This window comes from Arthrobacter sp. LjRoot78 (genome assembly GCF_964254335.1).
Taxonomy (GTDB): domain Bacteria; phylum Actinomycetota; class Actinomycetes; order Actinomycetales; family Micrococcaceae; genus Arthrobacter.
Map to the genome: position 1 here is coordinate 2166628 of NZ_CAXUTG020000001.1, position 17767 is coordinate 2184394.

16 protein-coding genes are annotated in these 17767 nt (G+C 66.5%); 7 read left to right on the forward strand and 9 right to left on the reverse strand.

Annotation, left to right across the window (positions count from 1 at the left end; genetic code table 11):
* Positions 1–18: 18 nt before the first annotated feature.
* From ggt to ACSQ1X_RS10035, 3 genes are all read left to right on the forward strand, one after another.
* Entirely contained in the window at positions 19–1860 is a 1842-nt protein-coding gene (gene ggt / locus ACSQ1X_RS10025) for a gamma-glutamyltransferase (protein WP_436057561.1), read from the forward strand.
* Positions 1861–2133: 273 nt separating this feature from the next.
* A complete protein-coding gene (locus tag ACSQ1X_RS10030; RefSeq protein ID WP_028269375.1) occupies positions 2134–2514 on the forward strand; it encodes a VOC family protein in 381 nt (126 codons plus the stop codon).
* A gap of 134 nt (positions 2515–2648) precedes the next feature.
* On the forward strand, positions 2649–3254 hold the full coding sequence (locus ACSQ1X_RS10035) for a DUF1326 domain-containing protein (protein WP_436057562.1): 606 nt from the start codon (positions 2649–2651) through the stop codon (positions 3252–3254).
* Between the two features lie 23 nt (positions 3255–3277).
* Here the strand turns inward: ACSQ1X_RS10035 and ACSQ1X_RS10040 are convergent, their stop codons facing one another.
* From ACSQ1X_RS10040 to ACSQ1X_RS10050, 3 genes are read right to left on the reverse strand one after another with little or no spacing between them, the layout of a single operon-like run.
* Positions 3278–3967: a flavodoxin gene (locus ACSQ1X_RS10040; RefSeq protein ID WP_436057563.1), complete on the reverse strand. Its 690-nt coding sequence runs from the start codon at positions 3965–3967 to the stop codon at positions 3278–3280.
* Positions 3968–3979: 12 nt separating this feature from the next.
* Positions 3980–4837 carry an aldo/keto reductase gene (locus ACSQ1X_RS10045; RefSeq protein WP_436057564.1) on the reverse strand — a complete coding sequence of 286 codons (858 nt, stop codon included), beginning with the start codon at positions 4835–4837 and terminating at the stop codon, positions 3980–3982.
* Between the two features lie 28 nt (positions 4838–4865).
* Positions 4866–5276 carry a (R)-mandelonitrile lyase gene (locus ACSQ1X_RS10050; protein ID WP_436057565.1) on the reverse strand — a complete coding sequence of 137 codons (411 nt, stop codon included), beginning with the start codon at positions 5274–5276 and terminating at the stop codon, positions 4866–4868.
* A 131-nt stretch (positions 5277–5407) separates the two neighbouring features.
* On the opposite strand from ACSQ1X_RS10050, the gene ACSQ1X_RS10055 reads away from it, so the two are divergent.
* Genes ACSQ1X_RS10055 through ACSQ1X_RS10065 form a run of 3 tightly spaced genes read left to right on the forward strand, consistent with a single transcriptional unit; the run spans position 5408 to position 8902 of the window.
* Positions 5408–6292, forward strand: coding sequence for a helix-turn-helix transcriptional regulator (locus tag ACSQ1X_RS10055; protein WP_436057566.1), 885 nt, complete (start codon positions 5408–5410; stop codon positions 6290–6292).
* 58 nt (positions 6293–6350) lie between these two features.
* On the forward strand, positions 6351–7313 hold the full coding sequence (locus ACSQ1X_RS10060; RefSeq protein WP_436057567.1) for a D-2-hydroxyacid dehydrogenase family protein: 963 nt from the start codon (positions 6351–6353) through the stop codon (positions 7311–7313).
* Positions 7313–8902 carry an SLC13 family permease gene (locus tag ACSQ1X_RS10065; RefSeq protein ID WP_436057568.1) on the forward strand — a complete coding sequence of 530 codons (1590 nt, stop codon included), beginning with the start codon at positions 7313–7315 and terminating at the stop codon, positions 8900–8902. The genes ACSQ1X_RS10060 and ACSQ1X_RS10065 overlap by 1 nt, the downstream gene beginning before the upstream one ends.
* A gap of 24 nt (positions 8903–8926) precedes the next feature.
* Here the strand turns inward: ACSQ1X_RS10065 and ACSQ1X_RS10070 are convergent, their stop codons facing one another.
* The 4 genes from ACSQ1X_RS10070 to ACSQ1X_RS10085 form a co-directional block, all read right to left on the reverse strand.
* Complete coding sequence (locus tag ACSQ1X_RS10070) at positions 8927–10081, reverse strand: glycerate kinase (RefSeq protein ID WP_436057569.1); 1155 nt, start codon at positions 10079–10081, stop codon at positions 8927–8929.
* A 1-nt stretch (position 10082) separates the two neighbouring features.
* Entirely contained in the window at positions 10083–11570 is a 1488-nt protein-coding gene (dctA, locus tag ACSQ1X_RS10075; RefSeq protein ID WP_436057570.1) for a C4-dicarboxylate transporter DctA, read from the reverse strand.
* A 145-nt stretch (positions 11571–11715) separates the two neighbouring features.
* Positions 11716–12813 (reverse strand): tartrate dehydrogenase, encoded by a 1098-nt coding sequence (locus ACSQ1X_RS10080; protein ID WP_436057571.1) that lies wholly within the window; start codon positions 12811–12813, stop codon positions 11716–11718.
* Between the two features lie 116 nt (positions 12814–12929).
* Positions 12930–13817, reverse strand: a complete 888-nt coding sequence (locus ACSQ1X_RS10085) for a LysR family transcriptional regulator (RefSeq protein WP_436057572.1) — start codon at positions 13815–13817, stop codon at positions 12930–12932.
* Positions 13818–13870: 53 nt separating this feature from the next.
* Between ACSQ1X_RS10085 and ACSQ1X_RS10090 the strand changes: the two genes are divergently transcribed.
* Positions 13871–15007, forward strand: a complete 1137-nt coding sequence (locus ACSQ1X_RS10090) for an alanine racemase (RefSeq protein ID WP_436057573.1) — start codon at positions 13871–13873, stop codon at positions 15005–15007.
* On the opposite strand, the gene ACSQ1X_RS10095 is transcribed toward ACSQ1X_RS10090, so the two are convergent.
* Together ACSQ1X_RS10095 and ACSQ1X_RS10100 are read right to left on the reverse strand one after the other, a co-directional pair.
* Entirely contained in the window at positions 14994–16526 is a 1533-nt protein-coding gene (locus ACSQ1X_RS10095; RefSeq protein WP_436059320.1) for a carboxyl transferase domain-containing protein, read from the reverse strand. The two genes, ACSQ1X_RS10090 and ACSQ1X_RS10095, sit on opposite strands and share 14 nt — an antisense overlap.
* 2 nt (positions 16527–16528) lie before the next feature.
* A complete protein-coding gene (locus ACSQ1X_RS10100) occupies positions 16529–17752 on the reverse strand; it encodes a CaiB/BaiF CoA transferase family protein (RefSeq protein ID WP_436057574.1) in 1224 nt (407 codons plus the stop codon).
* Positions 17753–17767 lie beyond the last annotated feature (15 nt).

The window sequence follows — 17767 nt, forward strand, 5'->3', positions numbered from 1 at the left end:
CCTGACTCGGGAGTCATCATGCCTAAGGTGAGACGTCGAATTGCCGCCCTCATGGCGGCCCTGGCCATGAGCGTGACGGGCGGCGCCGTCATGAACCCTGCGTTCGCTGATCCGGGGGAAATTAAGAAGGAGCCCACCGCCACTGGTTACGGCGGTGCGGTCAGCACCGTTGACCCGGACGCCTCCGCGGCGGCAATCGAGGTGCTCAGCAAGGGCGGCAATGCCGCGGATGCCGCCGTCGCCGCGGCCGCGACGCTGGGCGTGACCGAGCCCTACAGCGCAGGAATCGGCGGGGGCGGCTACTTCGTCTTCTACGACGCGAAGACCGGTGAAGTAGGCACCATCGACGGCCGGGAAACCGCACCTGCGAAGATGCCCAATGACGCGTTCATCGACCCCGCGACCGGCAAGCCCTACCCCTTCACCCCCGAGCTCGTCACCAGCGGCGTCTCCGTCGGCGTCCCCGGCACGCCCGCCACCTGGGAGCGCGCCCTCGAACGCTGGGGCACCCTGGACCTTGGCGACGCCCTCGAGCCGGCCATCGACGTCGCCACCCGCGGCTTCGTGGTGGACGAGACGTTCCGCCAGCAGACCCTCGACAACGAGAAGCGCTTTGCGGCGTTTACGTCCACGAGCAGCCTCTTCCTCCCCGGCGGCGACGCCCCCGCCGTCGGCAGTGTCTTCCAGAACCCGGACCTGGCCGCGACGTACGAGCTCCTTGCAGAGGAGGGCACGGATGGCTTCTACGAAGGCCCGGTGGCGGACGAGATCGTCGCTGCAGTGAAAGCACCGCCGAAGACCGCCACCACGACGCTGCCCGTCCCTGTCGGCCACATGACGACAAAGGACCTGGCTGCCTACGAAGCCCTGGACCAGGATCCTACGCACGTGGAGTACCGGGACCTGGACGTGTACGGCATGGCGCCCTCGAGCAGCGGCGGCACCACCGTGGGCGAGGCGTTGAACATCCTGGAGCCCTTCAACCTTTCGGAGCCGGGCAACGCCAACGGCAAGAATACGGCCGCCCTGCACCACTACCTTGAGGCAAGTGCCCTCGCCTTTGCCGACCGGGCCAAGTACGTGGGCGACCCCGCCTTTGTGGACGTCCCCACCGACGAGCTCACTGACCCGGTGTTCGGCAAGGAGCGCTCGTGCCGGATCAACCCGGCGAAGGCAGCATTGAAGCCCGTCGACCCGGGGGACATCTCCTCGTACGACGGCGCGTGCCCGGCCGCTGCTGCGGCGCCCGCCGCTGAGACGGATACGGAGAACATCTCCACGACCAACCTGACGGTCGCGGACCAGTGGGGCAACGTGGTGGAATACACCCTCACCATCGAGCAGACCGGCGGATCCGGCATCGTGGTGCCGGGGCGGGGGTTCCTGCTCAACAACGAGCTGACGGACTTCTCCACCGTGTATAAGGAGGACGATCCGAACCGCATCCAGCCGGGGAAGCGCCCCCGTTCCTCGATGTCTCCCACCATCATCCTGAAGGACGGAGATCCGTTCCTGGCGCTCGGTTCGCCCGGCGGATCGACCATCATCACCACCGTCCTGCAGACCATCCTGAACCGGGTGGACCTTGGAATGGACATCTCGAAGGCCATCGCGGCGCCACGCGCTGCCCAGCGGAACACGGCAAAGGTCACGGCCGAGCCCGGGTTTATTGAGGCATACGGTGAGCAGCTAAAAGAGTTCGGCCACGAATTCACGCCATCCGGTGACGCCTTCACGTCGGCAGCGGAAATCGGTGCTGCGACTGCAATCGAGTTCAAGCCGAACGGGCGCATGGTGGCCGCTGCTGAACCGGTGAGGCGCGGCGGCGGCTCCGCGATGGTGGTCAAACCTTCCCGGTGAGTACGGCCATTCCGGAGGCCGACGACGGGAGTGATGCCCGCCGTCGGCCTCCCTTTTCCTGGCTATATCCGTGAACGCGATCCGAGGCCATAATGGCGGTATGAACGCTGGGATGACCCAGGGCCGGCTGCCTATTTAGCCGCGACGCAGGCCTCCCGGCACCGTCCCGGAGCATCGAATACAGCCGGGAGCCGGCGGGAGCCGGCACAGCCGCCCCGCAGGCACGGCCTTCGGAGCGGGCATCTCGATCGCATCAAACTAGGAGAATTCGACATGCTCAAGGACAGTGAAGTCGCTGCGGTCCTCCCTGCCAAGGACATCGCCCGGGCACGTGACTTCTATCGGGACGTCGTGGGACTGGACGATCCGGAGGTCATGGACGCCGAAAATTTGATGTTCCGCTGCGGCAAGGGAACAGCTTTCCTGCTGTACCAATCCGACAACGCGGGCACCGCAAAGAACACCCAGCTGGGCTGGATGACGGACAACCTCGAAGCCGAGGTCGAAGAGCTGCGGGGCCGCGGAGCCACCTTCGAGGAGTACGACTTCCCGGGCCTGAAGACTGAGAACGGCATCGCTACCTTGCCGACAGGCAAGGGGGCCTGGTTCTTGGATACGGAGGGCAACATTCTCAACATCTTCCAGCGCACATAGTCGTACCTGTGGCCCCCGGCATCACACCCGGGGGCCGCCTGGGGTCTGTGACGAGTCATCTGAAGCCGTTGACCAGGGTTTTGGGCGGGAGGAGACTTTGTTTTGGGGGGTACCACTTCGAAGGGAGCCGCAAAATGTCGTGGCGTTTAGAGGGTACGTATTTCGAGAATTGCAACTGCGATATGGTCTGCCCGTGCGCGACCTCCGGGTTGACCGTGCCGGCGGATAACGAACGTTGCCAGGTGGCACTGGCCTTCCACGTTGACACCGGCGACGTTAACGGCGTCGACGTCGGTGGCCTCACCGTCTGCGTCGTCGCCGACACACCCGCCCTGATGGGTGGCGGGGGCTGGAAGGTCGGACTCCTGATGGACGCGGCCGCCTCAGCCGGGCAGGCCGAGGCGCTGGGCGCGGTCTTTGGTGGACAGCTTGGCGGGCCGATGGAGAATCTGGCCGCCTTGATCGGTGAGATGGCCGGCATGGAGTCCCTGGAGATGGCCTACGCCAACGATGGGCGCCGTCATCAAGTCAGGATCGGCAGTGCCGTGGACATGGCGGTCGAGGACTTCGTGTCTCCCATGGACCGTACGGAGCTCGGCGTGAAAGTCAGCGGGATCGGATTTCCTGCCGATACTTTGGCAGCCGGCACCGCCAGCACCGGCCGGGTCGATGTGTTCGGGATGACGTGGGACAACGCCGGGAAGAATTCCTTCTCGGCCCCCTTTGCCTGGTCGGCTTAGGTGCCGGGCCCGGAGCCGGCTGTTCAGGTAAGGAGGCCCGTCGCCTGCAGCCAGGCCTTGATGTCTGTTGCTGCGCCGCGCACTTCCTCGCCTTTCACCGCGAGGCCTTCGGCAATCGTTGCACCCGGGCAGGACTCCCTGTAGTCACGGGGCGCCGTGCCGAGTCCGCTCATGGCATGGGTGGTGACGGGGAAAACAGTCTTGCCGGTGAAGTCGTAGCTTTCGGTGAACGTGGCCATGATCATCGGTGCCCTGACGTTCCAGATCCCGCTGGCCAGGATGACCGAGCCGTACTGGTCGATGGCGGGCAGGGGGTTGGCGATGGCGGGACGGGCGTCCCCATTTTGTTCGCGGACGTTCCGGGCCACGGTGGCGTCGTACCCGTCCGGGTAGGGCTCTGCCGCCTCGATGCGGTGCACGTCGCAGGGAACCAGCGCGCTGATCATGCCGGCGAGCACTTCGGTGTTGCCGGCGTCGAGGTTGGTACGGCCTCCGTAGTAGTAGTTCTCGCCTGCCCGGGAGAAGTAAGCCAGCAGTATGCGCCGGCTGCTCTGTGGGGGACCGGCTGGCGCCGGAGAAGGCGTGGAGGCCACGGTGTTGTCTCTTCCTGGTGTGCAGCCTGCTGCTCCAGCAGTCAGCAGGGCACCGGTCAGGCCGGCGGCCGCCCCGCGAAGGGCGGACCGCCGGCTGATGCTCGACAGAGGGGTGGTCAAGGGTGTCCTGCGCTAGCTGTACCGGCGGCCGCCGAGCCAACTGACCATGGCGGGGTCCCGGTGGTCGAAGAAGAGGCTGGCGCCGGTATCCAGGGCGGTGATCCGGCTCATCTGCTCATCGGTAAGGGTGAAGCCGAAGACGTCGAAGTTCTGGGCCATGCGCTCCGGCCGGACGGATTTGGGGATGACGACGACGTCGCGTTGGATGAGCCAGCGCAGCACCACTTGCGCGACGGACTTGCCGTGGTCGGCGGCGACGGCGCTGAGGACAGGATCGGTGAAGAGGTTGTTCCTGCCTTCGGCGAACGGCCCCCAGGATTCGATCTGCACGCCGCGTTCGCGCATCAGCTCCTGATCGGCGGCCCGCTGGTGGAACGGGTGGGTTTCGATCTGGTTCACGGCCGGAACGATCTCGTTGTGGTCGATCAGGTCCACCAGCCGGTCGGAATGGAAATTTGAGACACCAATGGCCCGGGCCAGGCCTTCCTTGTTCAGGTCCTGCATGGCGCGCCATTCGCTGTAGTAGTCCCCAAAGGGCTGGTGGATCAGGTAGAGGTCCAAGTAATCCACGCCCAGCCGATGAAGCGAGTTATCAAAGGAGCGCTTGCTGTCCTCATAGACGCTGCCCGTAGGTGCGTGCTGGATCCAGAGTTTAGTAGTGATGAACAGTTCCTCGCGGGCGATGCCGCTGGCTTTGATGGCAGCTCCGACGGATGCTTCGTTACCGTAGGACGCGGCGGTGTCCAGATGCCGGTATCCGGCGGCCAGGGCCGCTTCGACCGCGGTCTGGGTTTCCTCTTCGGGGATTTGGAAGACACCAAAGCCCAGGATCGGCATTTCGACGCCGTTGTTGAGGGTGACACTTTTCACTGAGATTCCTTAGCGTTGTTCGGTGGAGTTAGCGGGTGTGTTTGGAGTGGGCGGCCTGGTATTCGAGCTCCGTGACGGGTTCCAACCACGTCGCGGTTTGACCGGATTCGTGCTCCACCAGGGCCAGGTGGCACATCAGGCTGTCCTGCGTCGCGCCGTGCCAGTGTTCCTCCCCGGCCGGGGTGTGCACGGTGTCTCCGGCACGCAGGAGGATGACCTCACCGTCACGGTTCGCCACCAGTCCCATGCCGTCGGTACAGTGCAAAGTCTGGCCGACGGGGTGCGAGTGCCAGTGTGTGCGGGCTCCGGGAGTAAACCGCACCATGGCCGATATCAGGCGTGAGGGCTGTTCGCCTGCGTGCAGCGAGTTGAGGTAGACGTCGCCGATGAATTTATCGGCGGGCCCCTTGGACGTGGGACCGGGAACTGCGAGATGCACGGTGTGCTCCTTGGATAGGCGTGAAGCTGCTGATTCAAGAAAACCAGTCCCGTTGCCAGGGTGGGAGTCTCTGCTGTGCGGTGTACTGGCAGTTCCTGTTAGGGCGGCCCTTCCCGCCGTAGCGTAGAGGCATGGACACTACGAAAGACGTCCGCGAGTTCCTCAGGAGCCGGCGGTCGCACATCACCCCTGCCCAGGCAGGGCTGCCCGCCTACGGAGGAACCCGGAGGGTGGCCGGACTCAAGCGCGAGGAAGTGGCCATGCTCGCCGGAGTGAGCACCGAGTACTACGCCCGCCTCGAACGCGGAAACCTGCGCGGAGTGTCCGAGTCCGTTCTCGACTCCCTCTCCCGCGCCCTGCAACTCGACGAGGCGGAACGCGCCCACCTGTTCGACCTCGCCAAAGCCGCCGCTCCGGCCGCGTCCTCCGGTGTCCGGCGGGCGCGGACTGAACTGCGCCCCAGCATCGGACGGCTCCTGGCCGGGATGACCGGAACACCTGCCTATGTCCGAAATTCCCGCATGGACGTCGTGGCCGCCAACAACCTCTGCTACGCCCTCTACACGGACATCCTCAGCCCCACCACACTGCCGCTGAACCTGGCGCGGTTCATGTTCCTGGACCCGCGTTCCCGCGATTTCTTCGTCGACTGGGAAACCCTCGCCGACGACTTCGCCGCGGCCATGCGCGCCGAATCCGGCCGGAGCCCGCGTGACCGGGTCCTTAACCACCTCATCGGCGACCTCGCCGCCGGCAGCATCGAGTTCTCCACGCGATGGGCCCGGCACAACGTCCGCTTCCACCGCACGGCCCGCAAAACCATGCACAACCCGCTGGTCGGCGACATCGAACTCACCGGCGACGCCCTCGAGCTCCCCGGCGAAGGACTGACACTGATCGCCTACACCGCCGAGGCCGGCAGCCATGCCCAGGACCAACTGGATTTTCTCGCCAGCTGGAGCACCAGCAACAGCAGCACCAACGAACCCTCGGCAGCTAAACCGCCAACGGGATGATCAGAAACGGTAGCCTGACAGCATTGACCGCACGCTGCCTATGCCGAAGGATTCCTCCATGCGCCTCGCCATCCTGGACGATTACCAGTCTGTCGCCCGGGATTACGCGTCCTGGGAGCAGCTTGCCGCCGACGGCGTCAGCGTCACCTTCTTCGACCGGCCCCTGAAGGACGATGCCGATGTCGTCGCCAGCCTGCGCGGCTTCGACATCATCATCGCCATGCGGGAACGGACCGTGTTCGGCCGCGAGCGGCTGGCGCAATTACCCGGACTCAAACTGCTGGTGACCACCGGGATGGCCAATCAGTCCATCGACGTTCCGGCGGCGGAGGAGCTGGGCATAGCCGTCTGCGGGACCGGCGGTTCTCCCACCGCGGCCCCGGAACTGACGTGGGCCCTGTTGCTCGCGCTTGCCCGGAGCATACCGTTTGAGGACCGGCGCCTCCGGGACGGGAACTGGCAGTCCACCGTCGGTTTTGAGCTCGCAGGCAGGACCCTGGGGGTCCTGGGCCTGGGCAAGATCGGGCGCCGTATCGCCGCCTACGGACAGGCGTTCGGCATGGACGTCATCGCCTGGAGCCCCAACCTCACGGCCGAGGCGGCCGCCGAGGTGGGCGTCAGGAGGGTCAGCAAGGACGCACTCTTCCGGGAGGCGGATGTGGTGTCGGTGCATGTGCGGCTTTCGGAACGCTCGCGCGGCGTCGTCGGGGAAGAGGAACTCCGTCTCCTGGGGGCCCGGGGCGTGCTGGTCAACACCTCCCGCGGGCCCCTGGTCGACGAAGACGCCCTCATCCGGGGACTGCACGAAGGCTGGCTCGCCGGAGCGGCCCTTGATGTCTACGACCTCGAACCGCTGCCCGCGGACCACCGGCTCCTATCCGCACCACGGACTGTCTTGACGCCGCATTTGGGCTACGTCACGGAGCAAAGCTACCGGGAGTTCTACGGCGGCGCGTTCGAAGACGTCAAGGCATGGCTCCGGGGGAGCCCCGTCCGGCTGCTTACTCCCCTGCACCGCTGATGACCGACCGAACCGACGTCCGCGCCGCCCTGCTCGGCGGAAAGACGTTCCGAAGCCTGAGCGAGCAGAGGCTTTCCCCCAAGGAAGAGAAGTTTGAGCGGGCACGGCAAACCCTGGGATTCTTCCTCGCCCCTGCTGCCGCGATCACCTTCGCGATCCTTCCCATGACGATGGACCGGACACAGCAGCTTCTGGCCGCGGTTCTGCTCGGCGTGATCGTCCTCTGGATCTGTGAGCCCGTCCCCATCCCCGTCGGAGGCCTGCTGGGAGTGGCCGCCGTGGTGATACTCGGCGTCGCTCCGGCCGCTGACGTCCTGGCTCCGTTCGGGTCGACGACGATCTTCACCTTCATCGGCGCGTTCATCCTCGCCCAGGCGATGCTCAAACACGGCATCGCCCAACGGCTTGCGTTCGCCGTGCTCTCCCTCCCCGGCGTGGCCACGTCCACCTACCGCGTGATCATCGCCTTCGGCGTCATCACCTGCCTGCTGTCCGCATTCGTGTCCAACACGGCAACCGTGGCCATGCTGATGCCCACGGCCCTCGGCATCCTCGCGGTCATCGGCCAACTGATGCAGGACCGCGGCATCGTCAGCGCGGACTTTGATCCGCTGCGCCTGCGGGTCGGTGCGGCATTGATGCTGATGCTGGCCTACGGCGCCAGCGTCGGGGGCCTGCTCACACCGGTCGGTTCGCCGCCCAACCTCATCGGCCGGGGACTCATCGAGGAGGCCACCGGGGAACGCATTTCCTTCGCCCAGTGGACTGCCGCCGCGGCCCCGCTCTGCCTGGCCATGTTCGTGGTCCTGGCCCTGGTCATGTTCCTGCTCAACAGGCCGGAGGTCCGCCGCATCGAGGGCGTCGGGGAGTACATCCGCGAACAGCGGACCGCCCACGGCAGGATGTCCAGGGCTGAAGTAAACACCCTGATCGCCTTCGGTTTCACGGTCTCGCTCTGGCTGCTTCCGGCCGCAGCCGGGCTTGTCACAGGGACGGACTCCGATATCTACGTTCTGCTGGACGACCGGCTGGACGAAGGCATAGTGGCCGTTCTGGGGGCGTCCCTGCTCTTCATCCTGCCCACGAACTGGAAAGAACGCCGGGCCACGCTTAACTGGTCGGACGCCGCCCGGATCGACTGGGGCACCATCATCCTCTTCGGCACCGGCATCATTTTCGGCTCGCTCCTCGCCGCCACCGGGCTGGCGGAGACCATCGGCACCGCAGCCTCCCGGAACCTGAACGTCACCAACGTGGTCGCGGTTACGGCCTTCTCCGCCGTTTTGGCCGTCCTCATTTCGGAGACGACCAGCAACACAGCATCCGCGGCGGTGGTGGTGCCCATCGTCATTCCGTTGTGCACCGCCATGGGGCTCGATCCGTTCGTGCCTGCACTGGCCGCCACCTTCGCCGCCTCCTTCGGATTTATGCTGCCTGTCTCAACACCGCAAAACGCGATCGTCTACGGTTCCGGCGCGGTGCCCATCATCAGGATGATCCGCACGGGGCTGGTCTTCGACGTCGCTGGAGCGCTCCTCATCATCGGCATCGTCCCGGTGATGGTGGCCATCACCGGGATCGGCCGGTAACCCGCGGCACCGGTCGGAACGGCGTTACAGCAGCGTCGCGCCGATGTCCTGTCCGATCCGGCGGAGCAGCGCTGCCGAAAGCCCGGGGTCCTTCGAAGAGTCCTGGTCGGTGTAGTCGGCCAGCGTGTAGACCCGGGCCAGGGCCATTTCCGGCCACCGCTCCGGCGGGAGGAGCGAGCGTCCTGCGACGGCGATGATCGGCCGGGTTCCCGAGCGGCGGGCGACGGCGGCGGGCAGCTTCCCGGCCAGGGTCTGTTCGTCGATGCTTCCCTCGCCGGTGATGACGACGTCGCAGTGCTCCTTGCGGGAGTTGAAGTCCAGCAGATCCAGGAAGTAGTCCGCCCCGGACACCTGCTTGGCTCCCAGCAGCAGGCAGGCGTAGCCGATTCCTCCGGCACTTCCGGCCCCTTCATGCGTGGCCTGGGACGCGGCGTCCTCGAATCCGGCGTCGGCCATCTTGCGGACGAAGTGCGCCAGGCCCTTGTCGAGCGAAGCGACGTCGTCAGGTCCGGCACCCTTCTGGGGGCCGAAGACTGCCGGCGCGCCCTGGGCGCCGAGCAGCGGATTGTGGACATCGCTGGCGACGATGAGCTCGGTGTCCGCCAGTTCGGGGAGTGCAGTCCGGTGGATGGAATGGATGCGGTCCAGCGCACGGCCGCTGCCGTAAAGCAGCCGGCCCTCCGCGTCACGGAAGCTGAATCCGAGGGCAGTGAGCATTCCCATGCCGCCGTCGGTGCTGGCGCTCCCGCCAAGGGCCAGCACGATTCTGGCCGGGTTCAGGCTGAGGGCAAACAGGATTGCTTCGCCGAAGCCCCTGCTGGAAGCATCCTGCGGCTCCAGCCTGCCGCCGGGCAGGAGCCCGAGGCCGCAGGTGTTTGCGACCTCGACGACGGCGGTGACGCCGTCGAACGCGATGCTGGCCGGAACGTGCTGGCCGGTGGGCCCCGCCACCGTGTACTGGCGCCGGGTGAAGCCGGAGGCGACGGCGGCGTCGACACTGCCGTCACCTCCGTCAGCCAGCGGGAGCAGTTCGCAGTGGACCGTCCCGACCCCCGCCCCGGCCGAGGCACGCAGCCCGGCCGCCAGGGCGTCGGCCACCTCGCCGGCAGTGAGGCTGCCTTTGAACTTGTCGGGAGCGATAAGCGTTCGCACGGTCTTCGGGGCGGTTGCGTTGGTCATGTCAGATGGATTCCGAGTAGGCGGGACGGCGGTCGGCAGCATTCACGTCGGCGGCGTTCACGTCGCCAGTGTGCCTGGGCGCATGGTGGCCGTATTCGGTGAGGTCGTCGTCGAGGTCCGTGACTTCGTCGAGGTGGATGGGGTCCTCGGCGGGCATAGGCTCAACGGTTTCGCCGGCGAAGACCCGGCGGGCGCGGTCCGCATCCAGGGTACGGTCCCACCAGGCGATGAAGAGGGTGGCGACGGCGTTGCCGGTGAAGTTCACCAGGGCCCGGCATTCGGACATGAATTTGTCGATGCCGAAGATGAGCATGATGCCGGCCGCCGGGATGGTGCCGATGGTGGTGAGGGTGGCGGTCAGGGCGATGAAGCCGCCACCGGCGACGCCTGCCGCGCCCTTGGAGGTCAGCAGCATGACCGCTAGGAGCCCGAGCTGCTGGCCGATGGTCAGGTCGGTGTTGGTGGCCTGGGCGATGTAGAGGGCGGCGAGGGAGAGGTAGATCGCGGCGCCGTCGAGGTTGAAGCTGTAGCCGGTGGGGACAACCAGCCCGACCGTTTCCTTCTTGACGCCGGCGTGCTCGAGCTTGCGCATCAGTCCCGGGAGGGCCGGTTCGGCGGTGGAGGTGCCCAGGATGAGCATGTATTCCTCTTTGAGGTGGCGGATCATCGTGAAGATGTTCAGCTTCAGGAAGGCCATGACGGATCCCAGGATCACGACCACGAAGAGGATGGACGTGACGTAGAAGAGGGCGATCAGGCCGCCCATGCTGGTCAGGGAGGAGACGCCGTACTTGCCCACGGCGTAGGCCATCGCACCGAAGGCTCCGATCGGGGCGGCTTTCATGATGAAGCCCAGGATCTTGAACATGACCCCGGTCAGGCGCTGCACGCCGTCCAGGACGGGGGCGCCGACCTTGCCCATGGCGTTCAGGGCGATGCCGAAGACGACGGCGATGAAGATGATCTGGAGGATGTCGCCTTCAACGAAGGGCCCGACGATGCTGTTGGGAATGATGTGGGTGAGGAACTGCCACCATTCCTGGTGTGCGCCGGCGTCGATGAGTTTGGCTGCGGAGTCCGAGGTCTTGATGCTGCTGGCGTCCGCGTTGACGCCGTCGCCGAGCCGGAAGATGTTGATGGCGACCAGGCCGAAGATCATCGCGAAGATGGTGCCGACCTGGAAGTACGTGAGGGCCTTCAGCCCTGTCATGCCGACTTTTTTGAGGTCCGCGACGCTGGCGATGCCGCCAACGATGGTCAGGAACACGATCGGGCCGATGAGCATCTTCATCGAGTTCACGAAGGTGGTGCCGATGGGTTCCATGGCGATGCCGACGGTGGGTGCGAGCCAGCCGACGAGGATGCCGATGAGGATGGCTGTCAGTACCCAGAAGTACAGCTGCCGGTACCAGCGGGTCTTTTGTGGCTTTTCCTTCGCTGGCTGCTTCTTGGCTGGGGCCGCAGCGCCGGCGGTGGTGATGTGTTCCATGATTCCTACCTCGTTGTGGAATGTAGCTGGAGGGTGCTTGATGTTGGGGGGCACGACGGAATGGACGGCGGCGGTGTGTTGAACCGCCGTCCATTCCGGGCCGTGTTTGACCGCCGGGACTGGGCCGGCTGGTCGCGCGTTCTGGCTAGACGGCAGCCAGGGTGTGGGTGAGGGCTTCGATGATTGCCTCGGTGACGTCGTCGGTGTTGGCGTCGCCGCCGACGTCGCGGGTCAGGTGTCCGGCGGCCGTGGTCTGCTCAATGGCGGCTTCGACCAGACGGGCTTCCTCATGCAGGCCGAAGTGGTCCAGCATCAGGGCGGCGCTGGCAATTGCGCCGATCGGGTTGCTGATGCCCTTGCCGGCGATGTCCGGTGCGGAACCGTGGACCGGTTCGAACATGGACGGGAAGCGGCGCTCCGGGTTCAGGTTCGCGCTGGCCGCCAGTCCCAGGCTGCCCGCGAGTGCCGAGCCGAGATCCGAGAGGATATCAGCGTTCAGGTTCGATGCGACCACGACGGAGAGGTCCTCGGGGTGCAGGATGAACTTGGCGCTCATGGCATCGACCAGGACGCTTTCGGTGGCCACGTCCGGGTAGTCCAGGGCCACGCGCTGGAAGGTTTCGTCCCAGAGGACCATGCCGTACTGCTGTGCATTGGACTTGGTTACAGAGGAGACCTTCTTGACCGTGCGGGTCCGGGCAAGGTCGAAGGCGAAGCGCATAATGCGCTCGCAGCCCTTTTCGGTGAACAGGGCAGTCTGCAGGGCCACCTCGTTGCCGGGGCCGCGGCCGCTGAGGTTGCGTCCGCCGAGGCCGGCGTATTCGCCTTCGCTGTTCTCGCGGACGACGATCCAGTCGAGTTCGGTGTTGTCGGCCTTGCGGAGCGGGGACTGGATGCCAGGCAGGAACTTCACCGGGCGGATGTTGGCCCACTGGTCAAAGTTCTGGGTGATGTTCAGGCGCAGGCCCCAGAGGCTGATGTGGTCCGGAACGTTCTCCCAACCCACGGCGCCGAAGTAGATGGCATCGAAGTCCTTGAGGGCTTCCAGGCCTTTGGGGTCCATCATCTGGCCGGTCTTTTCGTAGTAGCCGCAGCCCCAGGGGAACTCGGTCCATTCGAAGGCGAACTTGCCGTTGGAGTTGGCTGCCAGGGCGTCCAGGACGCGGCGGCCGGCGGAGACAACTTCCTTGCCGACTCCGTCTGCGGGGATTGAAGCGATGCTGAATTTCTGGGTGGCGCTCATGTGCCTACCTCCTCGTTGAGTCTGTTAGCAGCGTCACACTGCCTTCCTCTTCAAGTAGAAGGCCTGGGCACATTGGGCGTCCAAGACCAAGATTCGATACGGCAAATAGGCTCAGCCTATTGATCGGCGTGCAGTTCCGCGACCTTCAGGAAGGCGCGGGCGGCCGGCGTCAGGTCTTCCTTCCGGCTCAGGATGGCAACATCGAGGTGGGAGACAGGTTCGATGAGCAGGGTCCGCAGCCCGGCCTTGTGGGCCGTCGGCGCCCAGGACGAGGGCATCACTGCATGGCCCACTCCGGCAAGTACCAGCGGCAGGATCGAGGTCCGGTGGGCCACCTCGACGACGATCTCCACGTTAACGCCGTGCGCCAGCGCGTCGTCCACCAGCCAGCGCATCAGCGATCCGCGCTGGCTGGCGATCAGGCGGTGCCCGCCCAGGTCCTCCCGCTGGATCGCCGTTCCCGGGTTGAACGTGTCGGCCTGCGGGTTCACGATCAGGATCAGGGGCTGGCGTTCGAGCTCCAGGACCTGCACCCCCGGGACCCGGATGGGCGTTGAGGAACCGGCCAGTCCGATTTCGGTGCTGCCGGTTCGGATCGATTCGATGACTTCCTCGGGTGTGAACGCGGCGCTGACGTTGAGCCGGACGGAGGGGTGCAGCCGGGTAAAGCCGGCGATCATCGAGGTCAGGGGTTCGATGCCGGGGGAGGGCATGGTGATGATGTCCAGCCTGCCGCTGCGCACGCCCCGCAACGCTTGCACCGCGGACTGGGCGGCATCGAGGTCCCGCATTACCAGGCGTGCCGGTCCGACAAGTTCCTTGCCCGCCTCGCTGAGCACCGCCCTGCGGCCGATCCGGTGGAAGAGCGGCACGCCGAGGTCCTTCTCCAGTCCCGCGATGGTCTGGGACAGCGAGGGCTGGGCGATCAGGAGGTGCTCTGCGGCCCGGTTGAAACCATCATGGTCAACAACGGCCAGGAAATACTTCAGCTTTCGTGTGTCCACTCCGGCCCTTTCGCGAATTTGGTCCTGACAGCCTACGCCCGTGACAATCGACCATGCCCTATCCCCAGCTCAGGCTCAATGCCGGTGCCCTCGAAAACAATATCCGTGTCATGGCGTCCTGGTGCCGGGAACACCAGGTCGATCTTGCACCGCACGTCAAGACAACCATGTCCGCGCCGATCATCAGCCGCCAGGTGGCGGCCGGAGCAGTCGGCGTTACGGTTGCCACCGTGGACCAGGTGGCTGCCGCCCTGGGCTGGGGGCACCAACATGTCCTCATCGCCAATGAGGTGGTCGACCGGGACGGCCTCACACGCATCCGGACCTGGCTGGACGAGGATTCCGCGCGTGAGATCCGCTGCTTCGTGGACTCCGAGGCGGGCATCAACGCCGCGGCACAGGTGTTCACCGCCGATGGCGGCGTTCCGTTGGAGGTGATGCTCGACGTCGGGACTCCCGGCGGGCGCACGGGGGTCCGCACCCTTCAGGAGGCTGTCCGCCTCGCCGGGCTGGTCCGCGCCGCGGCCGGCCTGAGGCTCGTTGGAGTGGCCGGCTACGAGGGCGTGGTGCCCAACAGTCGTGCGGAGGACACCGTCACGGCGGTTGACCGGCACTGCCGGCTCGTACGGCAGGTGTTCCTGGAAGTCGCCCCGTTCTTCGAAACGTCCGCCCCCGTCTACTCCATGGGTGGATCGGCATTTCCGGACCGTGTGGTGGAATTCCTCCCGGACGCCGGCCAGGTGCCCGGAACAAGGCGGATCCTCCGGTCGGGCTGCTACGTCACCCACGATCACGGCACCTACGCCGGTGTCAGCCCGGTGCCGGGACTGATGCCCGCGCTGACCGTCCGCGCCGTGGTGCTCTCCACCCCCGAGGAGGGGATCGCCGTCGTCGGGTCCGGCAAACGGGACCTGCCGTACGACGCCGGGCTGCCGGTGGTCCTGGCTGTCCAAACCGCTGACGGTGCCCCGAAGGACGGGGCAACCGCTGTGGTGCGCAACCTCTACGACCACCACGCAGTCCTCACTGGCGTGACGGGCCTGGACGTCACAGACCTGGTGGACTTCGGCATCTCCCATCCCTGCTCCGCCTTCGACCGCTGGCCCGAATACGTCGTCACCGACGGAGACGGACGGGACATCGATGTGTGGCAGACCGATTTCCACCGGTCGGGAATCACCCGGCGATGATGCTGCCCAGGTTCCGGTACTTTGCCTGCCGCCGCGTCAGCAGCTCGCCGATCCCGGTGGCCGACAAGGTGGCGAGCTCGTATTCGATGGCCTGTCCCATGCGCTGGCAGAATGCTCGTGCTTCCGAGGCCGCGTCCCCGTGTGCTGCGTTGCCGCGTTCGTCCACGATGTGTTCCACCAGGGCGTTGGTGTAGAGGGCTGCAACGTTGACGCCCTGCGCTGCGGACATGGCCGGGGCGAAATCGGTGCTCCGATGGACGATGGCGCTGGCGCCTTCGGGCGGCAGCGGGGACAGCCACGCGTGCTGGGCGGCGATGGTGCGGTCTGCGGGCAGAAGTGCCAACGCCCCGCCTCCCGCCCCTTGGCCGAGCAGGACTGAAACGGTGGGGGAGTTCAGCCCGATCATGTCATGCAGTGACCGGGCAATCTCCCCGGCCAGCCCGCCTTCCTCGGCCTCCTTCGACAGCGCCGCGCCGCCTGTGTCAATGACTGTCAACAGCGGCAGCCCCAGTTCCTCGGCCAGGCGCATGCCGCGGCGGGCTTCCCGGAGCGACGCCGGTCCCATCGCCGTCTGCCGGGAGGGCCTGGGCCGGGTGTGGCCGATGACCACGCAGGATTCCTGGCCGAATCGCGCCAGGGCAAGCTGCAGCCCGGGGTCCTTTTCCCCCTGCCCGGTGCCGTTGAGGGGCAGCACATCGCGGGCGCCGTAGGCGAGCAACTGGCGGAGGTCCGGGCGGCGCGGGTTCCGGGAGATTTCGATCGATTCCCAGGCACCGGCGTCGGACGCTTTGACGGCGAGCGTGCGGGGCGGCGCAGGCCGCGGGTGCGCGCCCGGGACCACCATGCTCAGGGCGCGGTCCACGACGTCGGACAGTTGCCAGGGCGGGACCACCGCATCGACCAGGCCCTTGTCGAACAGGTTCTCGGCCACCTGGACGTTCTCCGGAAACGGCGCACCGTAGAGGGCCTCATAGACCCGCGGCCCGAGGAAGCCGAGCAGGGCCCCGGGCTCGGCCACGGTAATGTGGCCGAGCGATCCCCAGGACGCCATGACCCCTCCCGTGGTTGGGTGCCGCAGGTACACGAGGTAGGGCAGCCCGGCCTGGCGGTGGGCGCGGACGGCCGCGCTGATTTTCACCATGGACAGGAAGGCGATGGTGCCTTCCTGCATGCGCGTGCCGCCGGACGCAGGTCCCGCCAGAAGCGGCAGTCCCTCACGCGTGGCCCGTTCGACGGCGGTGACGATGCGTTCAGCGGCGGCGAGGCCGATGGAACCGGCGAGGAATCGGAACTCGCTGACGATCACGGCTACGCGCCGGCCCCGGATGCGGCCTTCGCCGGTGAGGACAGACTCGTCCACGCCTGTCTTGGCGCGGGCAGCTGCCAGTTCCTCCCGGTACTCGGGGCCGGGATCGGGGTCAACAACCGGCGCGTCCCAGCTCCGGTAGGAACCCGCGTCCAGCACGGCCGCGATGAGTCCGGCGGCGTCCAGGTGCCTGGCTTTCTGTTCTGTCAGCATGGTCACCGCCCCTCCTGCTTCGCGCCGGCGGCCAGTCCCAGCCACTGCCGGATCTGATCGCCGTCCTGGTCGAGCAGCGGCGGGGCCGTGTGGGTAGTGAGGGTCGTTTCAGCGGTGTCGGCAGCGCTGAAGAACCGCAGCGGCGGACCGGGCAGGCTTACGGTGCCCAGGAGCTTGTGCTCGACGTCGATCACCAGACCCTGCGAATGGACCTGCTCCCAGGCGTAGACCTCGTCCAGGGTGCGGACCTTGCCGGCCGGGATGCCGGCGTCGTTGAGTTTGCTGAGCAGCTCCTCGGCCCCGTAATCGGAGAACGCGTTCTCCACTTCCTCGATGACCTTCTCGCGGTTGCGCACCCGGTCCGCGTTGCTGGCGAACTCGGGCCGCGAGCCGTCGATTCCGAAGGTGGAAGCGAACGTGTTCCACAGCTTTTCGCTGCCCACGCTGATCTGGACGCGGCCCTGCCGGCAGTGGAACAGTCCGTAGGGGGCGATGGAGGGGTGGTGGTTGCCCTGGGCCTTCGGAATTTCACCGGCGACTGTAGCCCTGGTGCCTTGGAAGGCGTGCACCCCGATAAGGGCCGCGAGCAGTGAGGTGCGCACGATCTGTCCCTGCCCGGTCCGTTCGCGCTGCAGCAAGGCGGCCAGGGTGCCGAACGCGCCGTACATGCCGGACAGGAGATCAGCGATCGGAACGCCCACCCGCTGGGGGTCGTCCGGTCCGGAGCCGGTGAGGGACATCAGCCCGGTCTCGCCCTGCAGGATCTGGTCGTAGCCGCTGCGCCGGGATTCCGGCCCGTCATGCCCGAAGCCGGTGATGGACAGGATCACCAGTGCCGGGTTCAGGGCGTGCATTTCCGCGGCGGAGAAGCCCAGCCGGTCCAGCACGCCGGGGCGGAAGTTCTCGATGACGACGTCGGCGCGTTCCAGCAGTTCGCGCAGCACTGTCCGCCCGTCGTCGTTCTTCAGGTCCAGGGCGATGGACTCCTTGTTGCGGTTGCAGGACAGGAAGTACGTCGCCTGCGGGTCGTCGTCGGGACCTACAAAGGGGGGACCCCAGCCGCGGGTGTCATCTCCGGTGCCGGGGTTTTCCACCTTGATGACCCGGGCGCCGAGGTCAGCCAGCATCATGCCTGCGTGCGGGCCCGCCAAGGCTCGGCTCAGGTCCACCACGAGGTAGCCCGCCAGGGGCCCGTCGGTCCGGGGCGTGGATTCAGTGCTCTGCATGGGGTTCCTTCTGTT